This is a genomic window from Massilia cellulosiltytica (genome assembly GCF_047325105.1).
In the GTDB taxonomy this organism is placed as follows: domain Bacteria; phylum Pseudomonadota; class Gammaproteobacteria; order Burkholderiales; family Burkholderiaceae_D; genus Telluria; species Telluria orientalis.
Window position 1 is genome coordinate 5,986,811 of the sequence record NZ_CP168562.1, and the last position, 22,334, is coordinate 6,009,144.

A 22,334-nucleotide genomic window follows, 5' to 3' on the forward strand; every position below is an offset into this window, starting at 1 on the left:
CTACGGGCGGCCGCGCACCCTCATCCGCACCTTCGCCCGTGCCATCATCCGCCACAGCGCGAACAAGGCCGCCCCGCCCAGGCTGACCGCGAACACGAGCGCCACCATCCACCCCATCGGATTGGCCAGCCCGAGACTGTCCGCGCCGAAGACGAGCGCGGACGCCAGCGCCACCTGCGCGATCCACACGGCCCGCAGCGGCCGGAACGCTTCGAGATCCCCGCGCTTCCACAGGCGCAGCGCAACCCATGTGACGGGTCCGCACAACAGGCAGAACAGTACCGCGAGGGCGAGCAGGGTCAGTATCAGTCGGGGCATGCGTGGTTTGGCGAGGACGGAGCCCGCTACATTACCAGACACCTCGCAGACCCGACGCGAAAAAAGTTCGGCATACAGGCCTGTCCCCTCTCAACAGGCATCGTCTCCGCTTGCCTAAGATGAGGCCTCGCCCACCGTCGAAGGAGTCCGATGAGCCTCGCCGTCCTCAGAAGCCGCGCCCTGGCCGGCATGGAAGCACCGGCCGTCAGCGTCGAAGTTCACCTGGCCAATGGGCTACCGGCGATGAATATCGTGGGGTTGGCGGACGCCGAGGTGCGCGAATCGAAAGACCGCGTACGCGCCGCGCTGCAGAACTCGGGCTTCGAGGTTCCCAGCCGGCGCATCACCATCAATCTCGCGCCGGCCGAGCTGCCGAAAGAATCGGGACGGTTCGACCTGCCGATCGCGCTGGGCATTCTCGCGGCGTCGGACCAGATCCCGGCCGCCGCGCTTGACGGCTACGAATTCGCCGGCGAGCTGTCGCTGTCGGGAGAATTGCGCCCCGTGCGCGGTGCGCTGGCGATGAGCTTTGCCATGCTGCGCCAGCACGCCGACGAGGACACGTCCGCGCGCGCCTTCGTGCTGCCGTGGGCGAACGCGGACGAGGCGGCCCTCGTGACGGACGCCGTCATCTACCCTGCCCGCTCGCTGCTGGACGTGTGCGCGCACTTCGCCGCGAAGTCGGACGAGGCGCGGCTCGTGCGCTACCGCCCCGTGCCGTCCGCCGGTCCGCCCGTGTATCCGGACTTCGCCGACGTCAAGGGCCAGCAGCAGGTCAAGCGCGCGCTCGAGGTAGCGGCCGCGGGCCTGCACTCCGTGCTGCTGATCGGACCGCCGGGCGCCGGCAAGAGCATGCTCGCGTCGCGCTTTCCCGGCCTGCTGCCGCCGCTGCGCCAGGAGGAAGCGCTGGAGACGGCCGCGCTCCAGTCGCTCGCGGGCAGCTTCGCCATCGCGCGCTGGAGAAAACGTCCGTTCCGCAGTCCGCACCATACGAGTTCCGGCGTGGCCCTCGTCGGCGGCGGCCAGGTGCCCCGTCCCGGAGAAATCTCGCTCGCCCACCATGGCGTATTGTTCCTCGACGAGTTGCCGGAGTTCGACCGGAAAGTCCTCGAAGTGCTGCGCGAGCCGCTGGAAACGGGTGCCATCACGATCTCGCGTGCCGCGCGCCAGGCCGACTTCCCCGCCAGTTTCCAGTTGATTGCGGCGATGAATCCATGTCCGTGCGGCTGGCTCGGCCACCCGTCGGGCAAGTGCCGCTGCACGCCGGACGCCGTGCAGCGCTACCAGGACCGCATCTCCGGCCCCCTGCTCGACCGCATCGACATCCAGGTGCCCGTGGCCGCGATGACGCCGGACACGATGGCGCAACTGGCCGACGGCGAGCCCAGCGCCGCCATTGCCGCGCGCGTCACGCAGGCGCACGCGCGCCAGTTGTCGCGCCAGGGCAAGGCCAACCGGAAGCTGACGACGCGCGAGATCGACCACCACTGCCACCTCGACACCGCCGCCGCGCGCCTGCTGGGCGATGCCATGCAGCACCTGCACTGGTCCGCGCGCGCCTATCACCGGGTGTTGAAGGTGGCGCGCACGATCGCCGATCTCGCCGGCGCCGATACGGTCAACGCCCAGCACGTGGCCGAGGCGATCCAGTACCGGCGCGGCTTATGCGACCACTAATCCACGAGCCTGCTGGCGCCGCTCGATGACGAGCACGAGCACCAGGGCCAGCACCTCGACACTGCCGCCCACCCAACCCACGACGCCGGGCGACGCATGCGCCACCGTGAACCCGCCCGCCAGCGCGCCCAGCGAAAAGCCGGCGTACTGGAACGATGCGTTCAGCGACAGCACGACGGGCGCCAGCGCCACGCCGCTGCGGTTGACGAGGCTGTTCTGCTGGGCCGGATAAAAGCCCCATGTGGCGAGGCCCCACAGCACGACACCCGGCAACATCAGGCCGAGCGGCCAATGGCCGAAGCCGGCCATCGCGGCGAGGTAGTAGAACGACGCGGCCAGCAACAGCAGCGCGGGCACGACCACGTTGAGGGACCCGAAGCGGTCCGTCGCGCGTCCGCCCAGCGCCAGGCCGACGGCGGCTGCGACGCCCCACAGCAGCAGCACGCCGCTCATCCCTTCGGCCGGCATGTCCGCCACGAGTTTCAGGTACGGCGCCAGGTAGGTCAGCACGGCGTACGTGCCGGTGCCCCACAGCAGGGTCACGACGAGCGTCGGCAGCACGCCCGGCAGGCGGGCGGCGTCGAGTCTCGCCTTCAGGTTGACGGGCGGCGCGCCGGCGCCGAGGGACTGCGGCAGGCCCACGGCCAGCGCCACGGCGGCGAATGCGGACAGCAGCGCGACGGCGCCGAACGTGGCGCGCCAGCCGAGGTGGGTGCCGAGCAGGGTGCCGAGCGGCACGCCGGCGACGATCGCGATGGTCAGGCCGCCGCTGACGATGGCCAGCGCGCGGCCCCGCTGCGCCGGCGGCGCGATGGCGCTGGCGAGGGCATTGGCGCTGGGGGTGTACAGGCCGGCCGTCAGCGCCAGCAGCACGCGGGCGATCAGCAGGCCGAGGTAATCATGGCTGGCGAATGCGAGCGCATTGCCGAGGGCGAAGGCGGCCATGCCGCCGACCAGCACGGTGCGGCGCGGCCAGCCGCTCGTGAAGATGGCGAGCAGCGGTCCGCCGATCGCATACGTCAATGCGAAGACCGTCACGAGCAGGCCGGCCTGCGTCACGGTCACGGCCAGGTCGGACGCGATGCGCGGCAGCAGGCCCGCGATCATGAAGCTTTCGGTGCCGATGGCGAAGGTGCCCAGCGCCAGCGTGTACAAAAGGCCTCTGGGCAGGGAGGTGGGCTCGGTGGACATCGTCGACTCCGTTCTGGTTGCCTGATGCAGGCATCTTTTCAGAACGGAGCACGACGCGTGAGACCAATCGGCCTCGATTCAGGCCATCGCTCCCCTGTCGAAGGATCAGGCGAGGCCCGTGGTCTGCTGTTCGCGCGCCGCGCGCTTGATGGCCTGGGGTGGCTGGCCGAAGGCGCGCAGGAAGGCTCGGCGCATGCGCTCGGGATCGGAAAAACCGGTCTCGCGCGCGACGACGTCGATCGAGTGGTTGCTGCCCTCGATCATGGCGCGCGCCGCTTCCACGCGCAGCACCTCGATCGCGCGGGCCGGGGACTGGCCCGTCTCGATGCGGAACGTGCGGCTGAACTGGCGCGTGCTCAGGTTGGCCGCCTCGGCCAGCTCGTCCACGGACAGCGGCTTGCGCAGGTGGCGCTTGGCGTACGACAGCGCCTGCTGGATGCGGTCGGATTTCGGTTCCAGTTCCAGCAGCGCGGAGAACTGCGACTGGCCGCCGCTGCGGCGGTGGTAGACGACCAGCTTGCGTGCGATGTTGCGCGACAGCTCGATGCCGTAGTCGCTCTCGACGAGGGCCAGGCACAGGTCGACGCAAGCCGTCATGCCGGCCGACGACCACACCTTGCCCTCGTTGATGAAGATGCGGTCTTCCTCGACGCGCACCTTCGGGTACATGCGCTGCAGGTCGCGCGCCAGCGACCAGTGGGTGGTGGCACGCTTGCCGTCCAGCAGGCCCGCCTCGGCCAGCAGGAAGGCGCCCGTGCAGATGCTGCCCACGCGGCGCGACTGCACGCCGGCCTGGCGCAGGATCTCGACGAAGCCCGGCGACGACGGACGCCGCGGCGCCATCTGCCCCGCCACCAGCAAGGTGTCGTAGTCGTAGCGCGCGACGGCTTCCGTGAGCACGCTGATGCCCGAGGAACTGGTCATCGCGCCCCCATGCTCCGACAGCATCGTGACTTCGTAGCTGGCTTCTTCCAGCAAGGTATTGGCCAGTTCATAGACCGTCGTCGCCATGAGATCCAGGACCTGGAAGCCGGGTGGCAGCAAGAGTCCGATTCTGCGTTTCATGTTGTCCTCAGTGATGATCAGGTTCGCCGGAGAGTCCGGCGCCACAGCGTCTGCTGCAGTGCATGATGGTAATCATACGACAACCGCTCCGGTCCAACCAAAAACAACTGACAAAGTAGATAGGCATCCGAATATATGTGCATACGCACACTTTGTCCTGATTCGAGGGTTCTTTGTCATTCAGGGCAAACATGTTTGCGCCAACATTGATCCCAGAAGACAACATCTTCCAAATCCCTGATAACCGAAACGGAGAATCACCATGCAACTCACGCACAATACCATCTTCATCACCGGCGGTACCTCGGGCATCGGCCGCGGCCTGGCGGAAGCGTTTCATAAACTGGGCAACCAGGTCATCATCGGCGGCCGCCGCAAGGCCCTGCTGGACGAGGTGACGCGCGCCAACCCGGGCATGCGCGCCATCGAGCTGGACATCGCCGATCCGGCCAGCATCGAACGCGCCGCCGCGGCCCTGATCGCCGAATATCCGACGCTGAATGTCCTCGTCAACAATGCCGGCATCATGCCGTTCGACGATCCGTCCGGGACGATCGACGACGCCACGGCCGTATCGACCATCGAGACGAATCTGCTCGGCCCGGTCCGCATGACGTCCGCCCTCGTCGGCCACCTGAAGAAGCAGCCGCACGCGACGATCATCAACAACACGTCGGTGCTGGCCTACGTGCCGATCGCCACGAACGCCGTGTACTCGGCCACCAAGGCCGCGCTGCACTCGTACACGCTGTCGCTGCGCTTCATGCTGCGCGCTACCGGCGTGACGGTGCAGGAAATCGCGCCGCCGTGGGTCAACACCGACCTGATCCACAAAGGCGACGACCCGCGCGCCATGCCGCTGGACGCCTTCATCGCCCAGACCATGCGGGCCCTGGCCACGGACCGCGAAGAAGCGCTGGTCGACATCGCCGTCCCGCTGCGCAACAACGCGGGACCGGACGAGCACAAGCTGGTCAACGAGTTCAATGCGCACATCGCGGAGAACCCGATCCCGGTCGCCTGAACCGTCCGGCCCTGTTACCATGTCGTCATGACAAGACGACGCTTCGCGGCCCTCGTGGCCGCGCTCAGCCTGCTTCTAGCGGGCTGTTCCCCCAAGTACAACTGGCGCGACTATGCGAGCCCGGACGCGCCCTACCGCGTCATGTTCCCGGCGAAACCGGCGACGTTCACGCGCACCATCGACCTCGACGGCATGCAGGTCGCGATGACGATGACGGCGGCCGAGGTCGATGGCGCGACGTTCGCCGTCGGCGCCGCCGAAGCGCCGGACGCGGCGCGCGCCCAGGCCGCGCTGGAAGCGATGCAGCTCGCGCTGGTGCGCAACATCGGCGCCACCATTACCAGCCAGAAGGCGACGACGGACACGGACCGCGCCACGCGCGACGTCGACGCCAGCGGCACCCGCAACGGCGAGACCATGCACCTCGTCGGCCACTTCGAGTCACGCGGCAAGCGCTTCTACCAGGTGATCGCGATTGGCAAGAAGGATGCGCTGCCAGCCGAACAGGTCGAACAATTCATCACGTCTTTCAAACTGCCCTGAGATGAACAGCGAGTCCCCTGCCCTGCGCCTGTCCGGCCTGCGCAAATCCTTTGGCCGTCCCGCCGTCGACGGCCTCGACCTGACCGTGCGGCGCGGCGAACTGTACGCGCTGCTGGGCCCCAACGGCGCCGGCAAGACGACGACCTTGCGCATGGTGACCGGCCTGCTGGCCCCCGATGCCGGCGACGTGCAAGTGCTCGGCATCGACCTCGCGCGCGATCCCGCGGGCGCGAAGCGCGGCATGGCCTATCTGCCGGACGACCCGCTGCTGTACGGCAAACTGCGGCCGACGGAATACCTGGAATTCGTCGCCGGCCTGTGGGGCATCCGCGCGCAGGACGCCGAGCCGCGCGCGCGCCGCCTGCTCGACTGGCTCGACCTCACGAAACACGCGCACGAGCTGACGGAAGGGTTTTCGCGCGGGATGAAGCAGAAGCTGGCGCTGGCCGGTGCGCTGATCCACGAGCCCGAGCTCCTGATCCTGGACGAACCGCTGACCGGCCTCGACGCGGCCGCCGCGCGCCAGGTGAAGGACCTCCTCGTGTCGCACGTCGAGCAGGGCGGCACCGTGATCCTGACGACGCACATCCTCGAGGTGGCGGAGCGCCTCGCGCAGCGCATCGGCATCATCCGCCAGGGCCGCCTGATCGCCGAGGGCACGCTGGCCGAACTGCGCGAACGCACGCAGGGCGGCAGCCTGGAAGACGTGTTCCTGCACCTGACCGAAGGACAGCCAGGGTGAGTGCCGCGCCCGGAAGCATCCGCTGGCTGCTGGGCCACGAGCTGCGCTTGGCCTGGTATGGCGCGACCATCAACAAGGGCGGCAAGCGGCGTCCGGGCTGGCCCGCCATCGCCGTGTTCGTGGTCGGGTTCATCGGCTTGCACCTGATCGCGTTCGCGCTGCTGCGCGCACTGGGCCGCGACGGCATCGGCGATGCAATGCTGGCCATCCCCATCAGCCTGCTGGTGGTCGTGTGCTCGACCTTCATGCTGTCGAGCAGCCTGCGAGCCTGCGTGCTGGCGCTGTTCGAGCGCGGCGACCTCGATCTGCTGCTGTCGTCGCCCCTGCCCTCGCGCAGCATCTTCGCCGTGCGCCTGCTCGGCATCGCGGCCGCCACAGCCCTGCCTTACGTGTACCTGGCCGGTCCGTTCGCCAACGTCGCGCTGGTGCTGGGCCATCCCGGCTGGCTCGGCCTGTACGTGACGATATTCTCCTGCGCGACGCTGACGGCCTGCGCCGGCATGCTGCTCACGCTTGCCCTCGTGCGCGTGCTGGGCGCGCGCCGCACGCGCGTGGTGGCGCAGGTGCTGGGTGCCATCGCGGGCGCGCTGATCTTCCTGCTGTCGCAGGCGTATAACTTCACGCGCCATGACGGGAGCGTGGGACCGCGCATCATGGAGATGATGACGCACCAGTCCCTGTTCGGACCGGACAGCGCGTTATGGCTGCCCGGCCGCGCCGTCCTCGGTGCGCCGCTGCCGCTGCTGGGCGCCGTCCTGCTGGCGGGGCTCGCCTTCATGCTGACCCTGGCCCGCACGCACCGCTTCTTCGTCCATGGCCTGCAGCAGGCCGCCGGCATGGGGCGCGTGCGTGCCCGTCCGGCCGGCGCGCTGCGCTTCCGTTTCCGCGCCAGCCTGTTCGACACTGTCGTCAGCAAGGAATGGCGCCTGATTGCGCGCGACCCGCACCTGATCGCCCAGGTACTGCTGCAGTTGGTCTATCTCGTGCCGATGCTGTTCCTGATCCTGCGCAGCGACTCGGCCGGCCCCGCGCTGGGCGCAGGCCTCACGCTGCTGTGCAGTTCGTTGACGGGCAGTCTCGCCTGGATCGTGATCTCGGCCGAGGATGCGCCCGACCTGCTGCTGTCGGCGCCGGCGCAGCGCCGCACGCTGCAACTGGCCAAGCTGGCGGCGGCGACGATGCCGGCCCTGCTGCTCGTCGCGCTGCCGCTGCTGTGGCTCGTCGTGCGCACGCCGCTGACGGGCCTGCTCGTCGCGTTCCCGGTCAGCGCGGCCGTGCTGAGCGCGGGCCTGATCGTGCAGTGGACGGGACGGCCCGCACCGCGCAGCGATTTCAAAACGCGCGGCAAGGAAAATTTCCTGTGCACGATGCTGGAACTGATCAGCAGCCTGTGCTGGGGCGGGCTCGGCTGGCTGCTGGTCGCGCTGGCGGCCGGTGGACCGGCCTGGATGCTGCCCGCCGCGGCGGGAGTGCTGACGGCGGGGTTGCTGGTGCTGCTGCTGGCCCGCGCAATGCGGCGGCGCCCGGTGTGAGAGGTAGCCCACTGACCTCCAGGCGCGACTCGTGATATCGTTGGGCTACTCACAATAGAATGAGACAACTATGTTAATCACCTTTAAATCCAAGGCTTACCCGAACGTCATGATGTACCAGGACCACGCCAAGCGGATCCTGGACCTCCTGCACAAGGACAGTGAACGCGGTGTCATCACCGCCGAAGAAGCGACGCAAGCCGTCAGACTGCTGGAAAACGAGATCGAAGAAAGCCGGAAGCACCAGGCCACCGACGAGATGGAACAGGACGTCAAGGCCCATCAAGGCGAAGAGGACGCGGAACACCAGCCCATCGAAACCGTGACGTTCTCGACCCGAGCCTTCCCGCTGCTGGAAATGCTGCGCGCGTCGCGCGACCTGCAGACCGACGTGCTCTGGGGCGTCTGACCCCGTCCGATCGGGACGTTTCCCGCTCGAGCGCTTCCGCCACCGGCGCGAGGCGGCCCTTGCCCTCGCGCCTGGCTGCATACACCGCCTGCTCGGTGCGTGCCAACAGGTGGGCAGGGTCCTGCAGTTCATGCCGCAACTGCAGGGCCACGCTGATGCTGGCTCCCACCCGCACGTTCCCGCTCGCCAGTTTGTACGGCCGTACCAGCTGGTCGAGCAGGACATGCGCCCTGTCTTCGGCATCCCGCGCATCGTTCTTTGGTGGTAGAAAAGCAAAAAGCCCGCTCAGAGCGAGGATTGGCAGTGCCGATCCGAGCGAGCGGGCTTCGTTTTCCAAAACAAAAAACCCCGTCGAGATCACTCGACGGGGTTTTCTTAATAACTAGCCTGACGATAACCTACTTTCACACTGGTTGCAGCACTATCATCGGCGCAGAGTCTTTTCACGGTCCTGTTCGGGATGGGAAGGGGTGGTACAGACTTGCTATGGTCATCAGGCATAACTTGTACGAGTGCCGCAGCTTATTGCATGCGTCACTCTGAATCCGGAAGAAGTAGTTTCTTAATCTGTTGTCTCAACAAACAGCTGAACCCTTGCATTGGCAATGACTGCCAAGGTTATAGGGACAAGCCGTACGGGCAATTAGTATCAGTTAGCTTAATGCATTACTGCACTTCTACACCTGACCTATCAACGTCCTGGTCTCGAACGACCCTTCAAGGAGCTCAAGGCTCCGGGAAATCTCATCTCAAGGCGAGTTTCCCGCTTAGATGCTTTCAGCGGTTATCTCTTCCGAACTTAGCTACCCGGCAATGCCACTGGCGTGACAACCGGTACACCAGAGGTTCGTCCACTCCGGTCCTCTCGTACTAGGAGCAGCCCCCTTCAAATTTCCAACGCCCACGGCAGATAGGGACCAAACTGTCTCACGACGTTTTAAACCCAGCTCACGTACCACTTTAAATGGCGAACAGCCATACCCTTGGGACCGGCTACAGCCCCAGGATGTGATGAGCCGACATCGAGGTGCCAAACTCCCCCGTCGATATGAACTCTTGGGAGGAATCAGCCTGTTATCCCCAGAGTACCTTTTATCCGTTGAGCGATGGCCCTTCCATACAGAACCACCGGATCACTATGTCCTACTTTCGTACCTGCTCGACTTGTCGGTCTCGCAGTTAAGCACGCTTATGCCATTGCACTATTAGCACGATGTCCGACCGTACCTAGCGTACCTTCGAACTCCTCCGTTACACTTTAGGAGGAGACCGCCCCAGTCAAACTGCCTACCATGCACTGTCCCCGACCCGGATTACGGGCCAAGGTTAGAACCTCAAACGAACCAGGGTGGTATTTCAAGGTTGGCTCCACGAGAACTGGCGTCCCCGCTTCAAAGCCTCCCACCTATCCTACACAGATTGGTTCAAAGTCCAATGCAAAGCTACAGTAAAGGTTCATGGGGTCTTTCCGTCTAGCCGCAGGTAGATTGCATCATCACAAACATTTCAACTTCGCTGAGTCTCGGGAGGAGACAGTGTGGCCATCGTTACGCCATTCGTGCAGGTCGGAACTTACCCGACAAGGAATTTCGCTACCTTAGGACCGTTATAGTTACGGCCGCCGTTTACTGGGACTTCAATCAAGAGCTTGCACCCCATCATTTAATCTTCCAGCACCGGGCAGGCGTCACACCCTATACGTCCACTTTCGTGTTTGCAGAGTGCTGTGTTTTTATTAAACAGTCGCAGCCACCAGTTTATTGCAACCCTTTCACCCTCATGGAGTAAACCAATCAAGCTACCGGGGCGTACCTTATCCCGAAGTTACGGTACCAATTTGCCGAGTTCCTTCTCCCGAGTTCTCTCAAGCGCCTTAGAATACTCATCTCGCCCACCTGTGTCGGTTTGCGGTACGGTCTCGTATGACTGAAGCTTAGAGGCTTTTCTTGGAACCACTTCCGATTGCTTCGTGTCACAAGGACACACGTCTCGACCCCTTGAATTACGTGCCCGGATTTGCCTAAGCACCTTCTATGAGTCAAGAACCAACTATTCCAACAGTTGGACAACCTTCCGCGATCCGTCCCCCCATCGCATCATACGACGGTGCAGGAATATTAACCTGCTTCCCATCAGCTACGCATCTCTGCCTCGCCTTAGGGGCCGACTCACCCTGCTCCGATGAACGTTGAACAGGAAACCTTGGGCTTTCGGCGAGAGGGCTTTTCACCCTCTTTATCGCTACTCATGTCAGCATTCGCACTTCCGATACCTCCAGCATCCTTTACAAGACACCTTCTCAGGCTTACGGAACGCTCTCCTACCATATGGATCAAAGTATAAATACTAAGAAACATATCCGCAGCTTCGGTGACTGGCTTAGCCCCGTTACATCTTCCGCGCAGGACGACTCGATCAGTGAGCTATTACGCTTTCTTTAAATGATGGCTGCTTCTAAGCCAACATCCTGACTGTTTTAGCCTTCCCACTTCGTTTTCCACTTAGCCAATCTTTGGGACCTTAGCTGGCGGTCTGGGTTGTTTCCCTCTTGACGCCGGACGTTAGCACCCGACGTCTGTCTCCCAAGCTCGCACTCATCGGTATTCGGAGTTTGCAATGGTTTGGTAAGTCGCAATGACCCCCTAGCCATAACAGTGCTCTACCCCCGATGGTGATACTTGAGGCACTACCTAAATAGTTTTCGGAGAGAACCAGCTATTTCCAGGTTTGTTTAGCCTTTCACCCCTACCCACAGCTCATCCCCTAATTTTTCAACATTAGTGGGTTCGGACCTCCAGGGCGTGTTACCGCACCTTCATCCTGGCCATGGGTAGATCACCTGGTTTCGGGTCTACACCCAGCGACTGTCGCCCTGTTCGGACTCGATTTCTCTACGGCTCCCCTATTCGGTTAACCTCGCCACTGAATGTAAGTCGCTGACCCATTATACAAAAGGTACGCCGTCACCCCACGAAGAGGCTCCGACTGTTTGTATGCACACGGTTTCAGGATCTATTTCACTCCCCTCCCGGGGTTCTTTTCGCCTTTCCCTCACGGTACTGGTTCACTATCGGTCGATTACGAGTATTTAGCCTTGGAGGATGGTCCCCCCATCTTCAGACAGGATTTCTCGTGTCCCGCCCTACTTGTCGTACGCTTAGTACCACCGTTTGAATTTCGTGTAAGGGGCTATCACCCTCTATGGCCAGCATTTCCAGGCTGTTCCACTATTCAATCGACTATCACGTACAAGGCTCATCCCATTTCGCTCGCCACTACTTTGGGAATCTCGGTTGATTTCTTTTCCTGCAGCTACTTAGATGTTTCAGTTCGCCGCGTTCGCTTTGCATACCTATGTATTCAGTATGCAATGACCTAAAAGGCCGGGTTTCCCCATTCGGAAATCTGCGGATCAAAGTGTGTTTGCTCACTCCCCGCAGCTTATCGCAAGCTACTACGTCCTTCATCGCCTGTAATCGCCAAGGCATCCACCATGTGCACTTATTCACTTGTCCCTATAACGTTGGCCCCTGCATGAGTATCAGGGAACGTCATATCGACAAGAGTTCAGCTTACTATGTTTGTTGATACATACAGATTACTACCCTAAGTGTGCATCCAACTTTCGTTAGCTACACGCTTAAAGAAAACTTTACTTCTTCCAGATTGTTAAAGAACGAGAACTACGCTTACCTAAAACTAGCGTCTTACGTAAAGATAGTGGTGGAGGATGACGGGATCGAACCGACGACCCCCTGCTTGCAAAGCAGGTGCTCTCCCAGCTGAGCTAATCCCCCGACGCATAACGTGGTAGGGCTGGTTGGACTCGAACCAACGACCCCCGCGTTATCAACACGGTGCTCTAACCAGCTGAGCTACAGCCCCGAAAACTCTTCTCGTTTAACTTTAATAACAGCCGATAAGCGTGGGCGCTTGATGATGGAGCGTTAGCTCCCGTGCCACTCTAGAAAGGAGGTGATCCAGCCGCACCTTCCGATACGGCTACCTTGTTACGACTTCACCCCAGTCACGAATCCTACCGTGGTAAGCGCCCTCCTTGCGGTTAAGCTACCTACTTCTGGTAAAACCCGCTCCCATGGTGTGACGGGCGGTGTGTACAAGACCCGGGAACGTATTCACCGCGGCATGCTGATCCGCGATTACTAGCGATTCCAACTTCACGCAGTCGAGTTGCAGACTGCGATCCGGACTACGATACACTTTCTGGGATTAGCTCCCCCTCGCGGGTTGGCGGCCCTCTGTATGTACCATTGTATGACGTGTGAAGCCCTACCCATAAGGGCCATGAGGACTTGACGTCATCCCCACCTTCCTCCGGTTTGTCACCGGCAGTCTCATTAGAGTGCCCTTTCGTAGCAACTAATGACAAGGGTTGCGCTCGTTGCGGGACTTAACCCAACATCTCACGACACGAGCTGACGACAGCCATGCAGCACCTGTGTTCAGGCTCTCTTTCGAGCACCCCTCAATCTCTCGAGGGTTCCTGACATGTCAAGGGTAGGTAAGGTTTTTCGCGTTGCATCGAATTAATCCACATCATCCACCGCTTGTGCGGGTCCCCGTCAATTCCTTTGAGTTTTAATCTTGCGACCGTACTCCCCAGGCGGTCTACTTCACGCGTTAGCTGCGTTACCAAGTCAATTAAGACCCGACAACTAGTAGACATCGTTTAGGGCGTGGACTACCAGGGTATCTAATCCTGTTTGCTCCCCACGCTTTCGTGCATGAGCGTCAATCTTGACCCAGGGGGCTGCCTTCGCCATCGGTGTTCCTCCACATCTCTACGCATTTCACTGCTACACGTGGAATTCTACCCCCCTCTGCCAGATTCAAGCCTTGCAGTCTCCATCGCAATTCCCAGGTTAAGCCCGGGGCTTTCACGACAGACTTACAAAACCGCCTGCGCACGCTTTACGCCCAGTAATTCCGATTAACGCTTGCACCCTACGTATTACCGCGGCTGCTGGCACGTAGTTAGCCGGTGCTTATTCTTCAGGTACCGTCATTAGCCCAAGATATTAGCCTGAGCCGTTTCTTCCCTGACAAAAGAGCTTTACAACCCGAAGGCCTTCTTCACTCACGCGGCATTGCTGGATCAGGCTTGCGCCCATTGTCCAAAATTCCCCACTGCTGCCTCCCGTAGGAGTCTGGGCCGTGTCTCAGTCCCAGTGTGGCTGGTCGTCCTCTCAGACCAGCTACTGATCGTCGCCTTGGTGAGCCTTTACCTCACCAACTAGCTAATCAGATATCGGCCGCTCCAGGAGCATGAGGTCTTGCGATCCCCCACTTTCATCCTTGGATCGTATGCGGTATTAGCGTAACTTTCGCTACGTTATCCCCCACTCTTGGGTACGTTCCGATATATTACTCACCCGTTCGCCACTCGCCGCCAGGTTGCCCCGCGCTGCCGTTCGACTTGCATGTGTAAAGCATGCCGCCAGCGTTCAATCTGAGCCAGGATCAAACTCTTCAGTTTAATTCCTGTTTTGACACTTTCGTGTCATGTCGCTCACTCAAAATACTGACCGTCACTCATTGCTGAGCAACGTATTTCTTTTGCGTGAACATTTGATAATTTAAGCATTCAGCAGCCACTTACGCAGCTGCTGGCACTTCATCAAACGCCCACACTTATCGACTGTTTATTGTTAAAGAGCTTCGTATTCGGTACTGCCTTGCTGCATTTGCGAATCGTTTTGTTCGTCAGCAGCAGAGAAGCGAGATTATGCAGTGTTTCGCGATGTTCGTCAACTTCTTTTTTTTCGTTTCTTGGCGTCGATTTCCTCTGGATTTCGACTGTGCCGTGAAGCGGACGCGCAGTATAGCAACCGCCCCACAACCTTGCAAGCTCAGCCGTATCAAATATCCGACGACGGTTGGCGCCGCAATTGTTCCGCATCCTTCAATGGCGGCGCGCCGAACAGCCGGCGATATTCGCGGCTGAACTGTGACGGACTTTCGTAGCCGACCTCGTACGCGACACTGGCCGCCTCGACGTCGCCGCTCATCAGCATCTTGCGCGCCTCGAGCAGCCGCACCTGTTTCTGGTACTGCAAAGGACTCATCACGGTGGCGGCCTTGAAGCGGCGGTGCAGCACCGAGGGACTCATGTGCACGGTGCGCGCCAGCGCGTCGATGCTGAGCGGCTCGTTGTAATGCTTGCGGATCCACTGGATGGCCTCGCCCACCGCGAGCTCGCGCTGTCCGCCGACGACGCCCCGGCTCAGCGTCGCGCCGCCCGGTGCCGTCACGAGGTGGTAGATCAGTTCCTGCTTGAGCAGGCGACCCAGCACGGCCAGGTCGCGGGGGCGATCGAGCAGGCGCAGGAGGCGCACGAACACATCCAGCATCGCGTCGTCCGCACGTTCGACCGTGATCGCAGGCGGGTCGGCGTCCGCCAGCGGCAGCTGCAGTCCCATCTCCAGCACGAACGCCGCCACCTCCTTCGGATCGATGTCGACACGGATGCCGTAGTACGGCGCCGCATCGCTTGCGCGTATCACCTGGCCGGACACGGGCATCGCCACGCCCGCCTGCACATAACACCCGGGGCCGTAGCGCAGCACCTGCGAGCCCACCAGCATCTCCTTCTCGCCCTGCACGAGCAGGCAGACGGACGGCGCCAGGATGCCGCGCCCGGCGGGCGTCGGCGCCGGCCGGCGTATGAGCCAGAGCCAGGGCAGGCCCGTCGCCAGGTCGAGGTTACCCGGGGCCGCGCCGCGCATCGCCTGCTCGACGAGGTCCAGGAGCCGGGTTTCAGAGTGCTTTGTCATGACCCATGATGGCTTTCGGTTCGAGATAAGTCTCCAGGCCGAAGACACCGAACTCGCGTCCCAGGCCGGACTGCTTGAAGCCGCCGAACGGGGCTTCCGGTGCATCATACAATCCATTCACGAACACGCGCCCTGCCTGAATGCCGGCCGCCACGCGATTCGCGCGCGCCAGGTCGGCGCCGAACACGTAGGCGTGCAAACCATATGGCGTGTCGTTGGCGATGGCGATCGCCTCGTCGTCGTCGCGGTACGGAATGATGGACAGGACGGGGCCGAAGATCTCGTCGCGTGCGATCATCATATCGTTGCGGACGTCGCCGAACACGGTCGGCCGCACGAAATAGCCCCGTTCCAGTCCGTCCGGGCGCCCCGGCCCACCCGTCAGCAGGGTCGCGCCCTCCTCGATCCCCTTGCGGATATAGTCCTGCACCCGCTCGTACTGCTTGCGTGTGACCATCGGCCCCACGTTCACGCGCGGGTCGCTCGTCGGGCCGACGACCAGATCTTCGAACGCGCGCACCGCCAATGCGTGCGCCTCGGCGACGCGGCTGGCCGGCACCAGCAACCGCGTGCCCGCGATGCACGCCTGGCCGCTGTTCATCACGGCGGCCAGCGCCGCCAGCGGCATCGCTTTCGCGAAGTCGGCGTCGTCGAGCAGGACGGTCGGCGATTTGCCGCCCAGTTCCAGCGTCACCCGTTTCATGGTGTCGACGGCGCCGCGCGCGATCGCCTTGCCGACGCTCGTCGACCCCGTGAACGAGATCTTGGCGACGTCGGGGTGGCGCGTGATCTCCGCGCCGACGACGTCGCCGCGGCCCGTGACGATATTGAAGACGCCCGGCGGCAGTCCCGCGCCGTGCATCACGCGGGTGATGAGTGCCGTCTGCGCGGCACTCAGTTCGCTGGGCTTGATGACGGCCGTGCTGCCGGCGGCGATCGCCATCGACAGCTTGGTCGCGATGAAGCCGATGTTCGCATTCCACGGCGTGATCAGGCCGACGACGCCATGCGGCACCATCGTCACGCGTGCGCCGCCGACCTCGCGCTCGAACGCATATTCGCCCAGCAGGCGGCGCGCGATCGAGAACGACGCGGCGGCGCGGCGCGCGGTCCCCGTCGCCATCGCCGTCGTGCCGCCGTATTCCGCGACCATGACGTCGACGATCTCCCGCTCGGCCGCCGCGACGGCGTCGTGCAGGCGCTGCAGCCAGTCCATGCGTTCTTCCCGCGTCGTGCGCGCCACGACGGGAAGCGCCGCCTTCGCCGCCGCGATCGCGCGCTGCGCATCGACGTCGTCGGCCAGGATCACGGTCGTCGTTTCGCGCTCGGTGGCCGGGTCGAGCAGGACGAGCGGCTCGCGCCCGTGCGGGGCGACGAACGCGCCGTTGATATAAATGGTATCGATGGTCTTCATGGCAGGACTCCTCGTGAACGATGGATTCATCATAGGAGTCCGGGCCCGCCCGGCGGTAGCAGGATACTGACGAAGGATTGCCCGATCCTGCCGATCTGGCGCGGATCAGGCAGTGCGCACCAGCGCCTCGAACGCCTGCGCCGCACGGCTGCGATAGCGTTCGCGGTGGCGCAGCAGGAAGAAGTCGCGCGGCGGCAGGTCCACGCGCACCTTGGCCAGCAGGCCCGCCGCGATGTACGGCGCCGCGACCAGTTCCGACAAGCCGGCCACGAAGCCCGCGCTCATCACGGCCGCGCGCACTGCTTCGTTGGACGGCAGGGTCAGCTCGATCTGCAGCGCGGCCAGGTCGACGCCCTGCGCCACCAGCATCTCTTCGAGCGCGGACCGCGTGCCCGATCCCGGCTCGCGCATGATCCAGCGGGCCGCCTGCAGGTCGGCGGCGGCGAGCCTGCGCTTGCGTGCCCACGGATGGCCGGGCGCGACGACGATGGCCATGCGGTCCTGGCCGATACGCTCCGCGACCAGCGCCGCATCGTCGATGCCGCCCTCCACGAGTCCGAGATCGGCCGCGCCCTCGCGCACCGCGTCCGCCACGGACTGCGTATTGCCGACGTCCAGCCGCACGTCGATCTGCGGATGCGTCTCGCGAAAGCGCACGAGCAGCGGCGGCAGCCAGTAGCTGGCGATCGTCTGGCTGGCCTGCAGCGCGAGCGCACCGCGCGCCAGTCCCGCCAGCTCGACGAGCACGCGTTCGGCGCCGGCCGCCCGGGCCAGCGTGGCGCGCGCCTCGTCGAGGAAGATGCGGCCGGCGGCATTGACTTCGATGCGCCGCCCGACCCGGTCGAACAACGGCGTGCCGTAACGCTCTTCCAGCGCGCGCAGCGATGCGCTGACGGCGGATGGCGTCAGCGCGAGGACGTCCGCCGCCTGCGTCAGATGCTGGCGTTCGGCGACGGCGACGAAGATGCGGAGCTGGTCGAGGGTCATCGTTCGATTCATGTGAATGATTTGTGCGAAATTTTAAGATGGACCGAACGATCCTGTCGAGCCGATACTGCGGGCTCGAACCAGGAGAACACCATGAACAATAAAATCTTCACGCTCGTTCCGGGCATCGCGCTGAGTGCCGCCGTCACCGGCGCCGCCGTTCTGCTGGAGCGCGGCGAGACCGCTCTCTTCGGCCGCGCATGGCTCGAAAGCCTCGTCCTGGCCATCCTGCTGGGGAGCCTGGTCCGCACCGTCGCGACCGTCCCCGCCGCCTGCGAAGCCGGCGTGCGCTTTTCCGCCAGGGTCGTCCTGGAACTGGCCGTGATGCTGCTCGGCGCATCCGTCAGCGCCGGCGCGGTCGTCGCGCACGGGCTGCCGCTGCTGGGCGGGATCGCGCTGTCGGTCGTCCTTGCGATCGCATTCAGCTACGCCGTCGGCCGGCTGCTGCGGCTGCCGCACGAAATGGCCGTGCTGGTCGCGTGCGGAAATTCGATCTGCGGGAACTCGGCCATTGCCGCCGTCGCGCCGGTCATCGACGCGCAGGGCAAGGACGTCGCGTCGTCGATCGCGTTCACGGCCGTGCTGGGCGTCGTCGTCGTGCTCGTGCTGCCGCTGCTGGACCGGGTCCTCGGGCTGACGCCCCTCCAGTACGGCATCTTCGCCGGCATGACCGTGTATGCCGTGCCGCAGGTGCTCGCCGCCGCGGCGCCCGTGTCGCAGGCGAGCCTGCACATCGGGACGCTCGTGAAACTGGTGCGGGTGCTGATGCTGGGGCCCGTCGTGCTCGGACTGTCGGTATTCCGGCGCGACGGCGTGCGCCGCGCCTCGCTGCCGCTGGCGCAACTCGTCCCGTGGTTCATCGTCGGCTTTCTCGCGCTGATGACGCTACGGTCCGTGGACGCCCTGCCGGCCGCCGCGCTCGAACCGGCGCACGTGGCCTCGGGCTGGCTGACCAGCATGTCGATGGCGGCGCTGGGCCTCGGCGTCGACGCCCGCGCCGTACTGCGCGCGGGCGGCAAGGTGACGGCGACCGTCGTCGTGTCCCTGGTTGGATTGGGCGCGATCAGTTGGGGGCTGATTGCGCTGCTGGGGATCCGCTGACCGGATAGTACGGGCTTTCCTGCGGCCCGAGATAACTGGGCCGCAGCCCGCCGGCATCGATGACGAGGCGTTGCAGCACGAGGCCCGGGTCGAGCGCCCAGAACTTCACCGTGTGGCGGCCGGGGCGCGCCACACGATGCGTGGTGACGAACTGCGCGACGCCGTCCGAGACGATCTTGCTCCAATGGCGTTCGGAGCCGTCCGCATGGACGTTGACCACCTGCGGCGCGTCGTCATCGATCGAGATCGCGTAGCGGAAGCCCTCGCCCGGCTGGAACTTGAGCGTCGGTCCGAGGACCGCCTGCACTTTCAGCTCACCGGCAGTGAACAGGTTTACCTCGTACTCGAGCCGCATGCCATCCACGACCTTCAACGCGTCCGCCGCGACCGGCAAGGTGGTCATGCCGGACAGCGTGCGCCCATAGCCGGGAATCCTCAGCCACTGCCGGCCGGACGGCGCCAGCGCGCGGGTGTAATGCTCCGCCTCGATCGCGACCACGCCCTGCGTTTCCACGTGGCCCCGCGCCGTGCCGGGTGCCAGGTCGGCCGGCTTGTGCACGGGCACATTGACCTCGACCTGCGCCTTGGCCGGACCGCTGATGGTCAGCGACGCCACCGTGGTGCCGGAGGGGACCGCGCTCCAGTCCACGTCGACGACGATGCGCTGGTCCTTGCTCACGCGCCCGGCCTTGTGGCTCAAACGGATCCACGGATGGCTCGTCGTGATGGCATAGTCGAACGGCTGGGCGCTGCGGTTGAACAGCTCCAGGTAACGCGGCTGCTTTTCGAAGACGTCCAGCGGCGGCAAGACGAGCTGGCGGATCGGGAAGACGGGCCAGGCGATGGCGTCGCCCTGCACCGCCACGCCCATCTGGTCGGACGGGTGAATGCCGTTCGGCGCCGCCAGCTGGCCGGGCGCGGGGACGCGCAGTTCCGACACGGCCGGCATCACGTCGCGGTAGGGCTGGTCCCAGTTGGTGTAGCCGAAGCGCGTCTGCGACATCATGTGATTCCATTTGCCGCCGCTGATCTCGCGCTGGTACTTGTTGGCGAGGTCCGCGTCGCGCTGGAACAGCTGGCGCACGCGCGCCGCCATGTCGTTCGTCGTCACGCGGCCCTGGCGTGCGTACAGGCGATTGAGGCCGGTCGACACGTACATGTCGAGGGCATTCGCGGACGCGCGGACGGGATATTCGACGAGCTGGAAGTAGGCGTCGCGCATGTTCGCGGGGAGCGTGCGGCCGACGCGCACCGCTTCGTCGGCCAGGGCGTTGTAGTCCGCCACGACGCGCTCCGCCTCATCGTAATTGGTGAGGCTGTAGGTCTCGGGCTCCAGCTGTTCCGGATGGCGCCGCGCGTTGTAGCGCGTGTATTTATCGACGATGGACGCAATGTCTTCCGCATGCGCCGCGCCGAATTCGCGCGCGGCCCAGGCACGCAGGTATTCCGGCAGCCGCTCCGCCGGCCACGCTTGCGGGTTCCACGCGTATGTCATGAAGAATTCGGTCGGCACCTCCATCGGCTTCAGGTCGCCCACGTTGACGACCCACAGCCGGTTCGCGCCGTACTCGTTCGCGAGGTTCATCTGCTCCCACACCTTGGCGATCTGGGTCACGTTCAGCCATTTGTACGAGCGGGGACCGCCGACGTAGTCGAAGTGGTAATAAACATCGGCGCCGCCGCTGCGCTTGCGTTCTTCGGCGGTAGGCAGGCGGCGGATATTGCCCCAGTTGTCGTCGCACCAGAGCAGCAGCATGTCGTCCGGGACGCGCATGCCTTTCTCGTAATAGTCCTGCACTTCCTTGTACAGGGCCCACAACTGCGGCACCTTCTCCGGTTCCTGGCCGAGCTCCTTCTTGATGATCGCGCGCTGGTCGCGGACGATCTGCTGCAGCAGGTCGACGTTGGCGTCTTCCGACATCGGCTCGTCGCCGTCGCCGCGCATCGCCATCGTGATCACCTTCTCGTAATCGCGCGTATTGCGCAGGCCTTGCGCCCAGAAGTCGCGCAGGATCTCGCCGTTGCGGTGGTAATCCCACGGCCCCTTGCCGTAGCGCTTCCACTCCTGCTGTGCCCTCATCATCGGTTCGTGATGGGACGTGCCCATCACGATGCCCATCATGTCGGCGAGCTTGCCGTTTTCCTTGTCGTCGTCATAGAACGACGAGTACCACATGGCCGGCCACAGGTAGTTGGCGCGCATGCGGAGCATCAGCTCGAACAGCTTTTCATAGAACTTGTGATTGAAGCCGCCGAAGCGCTCCTTCGCCCAATTGGTCAGCACGGGCGCCTCGTCGTTGAGGAACAGGCCGCGGTACTGGACGGTCGGTTTTTCCATGATGCGCGTGTCGAGCGGCACGCTGAGCGAGCGGTGATGCACGATCGGCACGTCGGCCCACCAGTACCACGGCGAGACGCCGATCTGTTCCGACAGCGTATAGATGCCGTAGATCGTGCCGCGCTTGTCGCTGCCGGCGATGACCAGGGCGCGCTGCACACCGGGCATCGGGTCCGCGACCGCCTGGATGACGAAGCCTTCCCACTGGCCGGCCAGCGCGCGCGTGTCGATCTTGCCCTGTTGCGCGAGGCGGTCGATCACGGCATGGTGCCCGAGCGTGCCGACGATGATCACGTCGCCCGACGCCGCCGGACGGTCGACCTGCCATTGCGGCGTCTTGCCCGTCACGCTGCCGATATCGCGCTGCAGGTCGCGCGCCGCGCGCAGCACGCCGGGATAGTCGTCCGTGCCGACGACGATGGGCGCGGCACGTCCGGCCTGCACCAGCGCCACGCCGGCCTTGCCCTCCGTGTCGACGAACCGCGCCGTGCCGATGGCGTGGACCTGGCCTGCGATCAGCAATGCCGCCACCGCCGTCACAAGGCGTAGCCATATATCCCTACTTGTACTTCGCTGCATGAAAGTCTCCTCCGTTGAATGATCGACGGCTCTCTGGATGTTATATAACATTGATTATCGTTATTTTTGGTAGCGCAACCATTCGAGTCTACCGACAGCTGGGGTGCAGGTCAAACGGCTGCTACACTTGTATTTAGCCAATAAACAACACAGGAACTCCCATGCGCCAAGCCATCGTCCACATCGCCCTGGTCGTGCGCGACTACGACGAAGCCATCGATTTCTACGTCGGCAAACTCGGCTTCGAGCTGCTGGACGACACGTACCAGCCCGCGCAGGACAAGCGCTGGGTCGTGGTGGCGCCGCCGGGCGGCACCGGCACCACCCTGCTGCTGGCCAAGGCGTCGAAGCCGGAACAGCAGCCGTTCGTCGGCAACCAGGCCGGCGGCCGCGTGTTCCTGTTCCTGAACACGGACGACTTCTGGCGCGATTACGAACGCCTGCGCGGACACGGCGTGCACTTCGTGCGCGAGCCGAAGGAAGAAGACTATGGCACCGTGGCCGTGTTCGCGGACCTGTACGGCAATCTGTGGGACCTGCTGCAGTTGCGGCCGGACCATCCCATCGCGGCACGTCTGCACGTTTACCACGAGAGCAACGATGTATAGAATGCAAGATTC

At 63.8% G+C, this 22,334-nt stretch carries 15 protein-coding genes, 2 tRNA genes and 3 rRNA genes; 8 read left to right on the forward strand and 12 right to left on the reverse strand.

Annotated features, from left to right (window positions below; translation table 11 throughout):
* Complete coding sequence (locus tag ACEN9H_RS26235; RefSeq protein WP_413672628.1) at nucleotides 1-318, reverse strand: hypothetical protein; 318 nt, start codon at nucleotides 316-318, stop codon at nucleotides 1-3.
* Between the two features lie 150 nt (nucleotides 319-468).
* Between ACEN9H_RS26235 and ACEN9H_RS26240 the strand changes: the two genes are divergently transcribed.
* Entirely contained in the window at nucleotides 469-1,995 is a 1,527-nt protein-coding gene (locus ACEN9H_RS26240; protein ID WP_413672629.1) for a YifB family Mg chelatase-like AAA ATPase, read from the forward strand.
* On the opposite strand, the gene ACEN9H_RS26245 is transcribed toward ACEN9H_RS26240, so the two are convergent.
* Nucleotides 1,981-3,186, reverse strand: a complete 1,206-nt coding sequence (locus tag ACEN9H_RS26245; RefSeq protein WP_413672630.1) for an MFS transporter — start codon at nucleotides 3,184-3,186, stop codon at nucleotides 1,981-1,983. The genes ACEN9H_RS26240 and ACEN9H_RS26245 overlap by 15 nt on opposite strands.
* Nucleotides 3,187-3,291: 105 nt before the next feature.
* Complete coding sequence (locus ACEN9H_RS26250) at nucleotides 3,292-4,251, reverse strand: GlxA family transcriptional regulator (protein ID WP_056123537.1); 960 nt, start codon at nucleotides 4,249-4,251, stop codon at nucleotides 3,292-3,294.
* 262 nt (nucleotides 4,252-4,513) lie between these two features.
* Between ACEN9H_RS26250 and ACEN9H_RS26255 the strand changes: the two genes are divergently transcribed.
* The 5 genes from ACEN9H_RS26255 (at nucleotide 4,514) to ACEN9H_RS26275 (ending at nucleotide 8,501) form a co-directional block, all read left to right on the forward strand.
* Nucleotides 4,514-5,275, forward strand: coding sequence for an SDR family oxidoreductase (locus ACEN9H_RS26255; protein WP_413672631.1), 762 nt, complete (start codon nucleotides 4,514-4,516; stop codon nucleotides 5,273-5,275).
* A 27-nt stretch (nucleotides 5,276-5,302) separates the two neighbouring features.
* On the forward strand, nucleotides 5,303-5,818 hold the full coding sequence (locus ACEN9H_RS26260) for a hypothetical protein (protein ID WP_413672632.1): 516 nt from the start codon (nucleotides 5,303-5,305) through the stop codon (nucleotides 5,816-5,818).
* A gap of 1 nt (nucleotide 5,819) precedes the next feature.
* Nucleotides 5,820-6,560 (forward strand): ABC transporter ATP-binding protein, encoded by a 741-nt coding sequence (locus ACEN9H_RS26265; RefSeq protein ID WP_056122101.1) that lies wholly within the window; start codon nucleotides 5,820-5,822, stop codon nucleotides 6,558-6,560.
* On the forward strand, nucleotides 6,557-8,092 hold the full coding sequence (locus tag ACEN9H_RS26270) for a putative ABC transporter permease subunit (RefSeq protein WP_413672633.1): 1,536 nt from the start codon (nucleotides 6,557-6,559) through the stop codon (nucleotides 8,090-8,092). The genes ACEN9H_RS26265 and ACEN9H_RS26270 overlap by 4 nt, the downstream gene beginning before the upstream one ends.
* A gap of 70 nt (nucleotides 8,093-8,162) precedes the next feature.
* Nucleotides 8,163-8,501, forward strand: a complete 339-nt coding sequence (locus ACEN9H_RS26275) for a DUF1840 domain-containing protein (protein ID WP_056122095.1) — start codon at nucleotides 8,163-8,165, stop codon at nucleotides 8,499-8,501.
* 385 nt (nucleotides 8,502-8,886) lie between these two features.
* On the opposite strand, the gene rrf is transcribed toward ACEN9H_RS26275, so the two are convergent.
* From rrf to ACEN9H_RS26315, 8 genes are all read right to left on the reverse strand, one after another.
* Nucleotides 8,887-8,999, reverse strand: a 5S ribosomal RNA gene (rrf, locus tag ACEN9H_RS26280).
* Between the two features lie 124 nt (nucleotides 9,000-9,123).
* Nucleotides 9,124-12,016 (reverse strand): 23S ribosomal RNA (locus ACEN9H_RS26285).
* Between the two features lie 206 nt (nucleotides 12,017-12,222).
* Nucleotides 12,223-12,298, reverse strand: a tRNA-Ala gene (locus ACEN9H_RS26290).
* 11 nt (nucleotides 12,299-12,309) lie between these two features.
* Nucleotides 12,310-12,386: transfer RNA gene (locus ACEN9H_RS26295), tRNA-Ile, on the reverse strand.
* Nucleotides 12,387-12,469: 83 nt separating this feature from the next.
* Nucleotides 12,470-13,998 (reverse strand): 16S ribosomal RNA (locus tag ACEN9H_RS26300).
* The 16S, 23S and 5S rRNA genes sit together here with 2 tRNA genes alongside, the layout of an rRNA operon.
* A gap of 382 nt (nucleotides 13,999-14,380) precedes the next feature.
* Nucleotides 14,381-15,295 carry an AraC family transcriptional regulator N-terminal domain-containing protein gene (locus ACEN9H_RS26305; RefSeq protein ID WP_413672634.1) on the reverse strand — a complete coding sequence of 305 codons (915 nt, stop codon included), beginning with the start codon at nucleotides 15,293-15,295 and terminating at the stop codon, nucleotides 14,381-14,383.
* A complete protein-coding gene (locus ACEN9H_RS26310; RefSeq protein WP_413672635.1) occupies nucleotides 15,279-16,709 on the reverse strand; it encodes an aldehyde dehydrogenase family protein in 1,431 nt (476 codons plus the stop codon). The genes ACEN9H_RS26305 and ACEN9H_RS26310 overlap by 17 nt, the downstream gene beginning before the upstream one ends.
* Nucleotides 16,710-16,814: 105 nt before the next feature.
* The gene (locus tag ACEN9H_RS26315; protein WP_229412240.1) at nucleotides 16,815-17,708 is read right to left on the reverse strand and encodes a LysR family transcriptional regulator; all 894 of its coding nucleotides are present in this window, start codon (nucleotides 17,706-17,708) and stop codon (nucleotides 16,815-16,817) included.
* Nucleotides 17,709-17,789: 81 nt separating this feature from the next.
* On the opposite strand from ACEN9H_RS26315, the gene ACEN9H_RS26320 reads away from it, so the two are divergent.
* A complete protein-coding gene (locus ACEN9H_RS26320) occupies nucleotides 17,790-18,797 on the forward strand; it encodes a YeiH family protein (RefSeq protein WP_413672636.1) in 1,008 nt (335 codons plus the stop codon).
* Here ACEN9H_RS26320 and ACEN9H_RS26325 read toward each other — a convergent pair.
* Entirely contained in the window at nucleotides 18,760-21,714 is a 2,955-nt protein-coding gene (locus ACEN9H_RS26325) for a glycosyl hydrolase 115 family protein (RefSeq protein WP_413672637.1), read from the reverse strand. The genes ACEN9H_RS26320 and ACEN9H_RS26325 overlap by 38 nt on opposite strands.
* Nucleotides 21,715-21,875: 161 nt before the next feature.
* Between ACEN9H_RS26325 and ACEN9H_RS26330 the strand changes: the two genes are divergently transcribed.
* Nucleotides 21,876-22,322, forward strand: a complete 447-nt coding sequence (locus tag ACEN9H_RS26330) for a VOC family protein (protein WP_056131017.1) — start codon at nucleotides 21,876-21,878, stop codon at nucleotides 22,320-22,322.
* The last annotated feature ends 12 nt before the right edge of the window (nucleotides 22,323-22,334 follow it).

Bases quoted from the DNA above. Each gene is read 5' to 3' on its own strand.
- ACEN9H_RS26235 (WP_413672628.1), bottom strand. From the start codon at position 318: ATGCCCCGACTGATACTGACCCTGCTCGCCCTCGCGGTACTGTTCTGC.
- ACEN9H_RS26240 (WP_413672629.1), top strand. From the start codon at position 469: ATGAGCCTCGCCGTCCTCAGAAGCCGCGCCCTGGCCGGCATGGAAGCA.
- ACEN9H_RS26245 (WP_413672630.1), bottom strand. From the start codon at position 3,186: ATGTCCACCGAGCCCACCTCCCTGCCCAGAGGCCTTTTGTACACGCTG.
- ACEN9H_RS26250 (WP_056123537.1), bottom strand. From the start codon at position 4,251: ATGAAACGCAGAATCGGACTCTTGCTGCCACCCGGCTTCCAGGTCCTG.
- ACEN9H_RS26255 (WP_413672631.1), top strand. From the start codon at position 4,514: ATGCAACTCACGCACAATACCATCTTCATCACCGGCGGTACCTCGGGC.
- ACEN9H_RS26260 (WP_413672632.1), top strand. From the start codon at position 5,303: ATGACAAGACGACGCTTCGCGGCCCTCGTGGCCGCGCTCAGCCTGCTT.
- ACEN9H_RS26265 (WP_056122101.1), top strand. From the start codon at position 5,820: ATGAACAGCGAGTCCCCTGCCCTGCGCCTGTCCGGCCTGCGCAAATCC.
- ACEN9H_RS26275 (WP_056122095.1), top strand. From the start codon at position 8,163: ATGTTAATCACCTTTAAATCCAAGGCTTACCCGAACGTCATGATGTAC.
- ACEN9H_RS26305 (WP_413672634.1), bottom strand. From the start codon at position 15,295: ATGACAAAGCACTCTGAAACCCGGCTCCTGGACCTCGTCGAGCAGGCG.
- ACEN9H_RS26310 (WP_413672635.1), bottom strand. From the start codon at position 16,709: ATGAAGACCATCGATACCATTTATATCAACGGCGCGTTCGTCGCCCCG.
- ACEN9H_RS26315 (WP_229412240.1), bottom strand. From the start codon at position 17,708: ATGAATCGAACGATGACCCTCGACCAGCTCCGCATCTTCGTCGCCGTC.
- ACEN9H_RS26320 (WP_413672636.1), top strand. From the start codon at position 17,790: ATGAACAATAAAATCTTCACGCTCGTTCCGGGCATCGCGCTGAGTGCC.
- ACEN9H_RS26325 (WP_413672637.1), bottom strand. From the start codon at position 21,714: ATGCAGCGAAGTACAAGTAGGGATATATGGCTACGCCTTGTGACGGCG.
- ACEN9H_RS26330 (WP_056131017.1), top strand. From the start codon at position 21,876: ATGCGCCAAGCCATCGTCCACATCGCCCTGGTCGTGCGCGACTACGAC.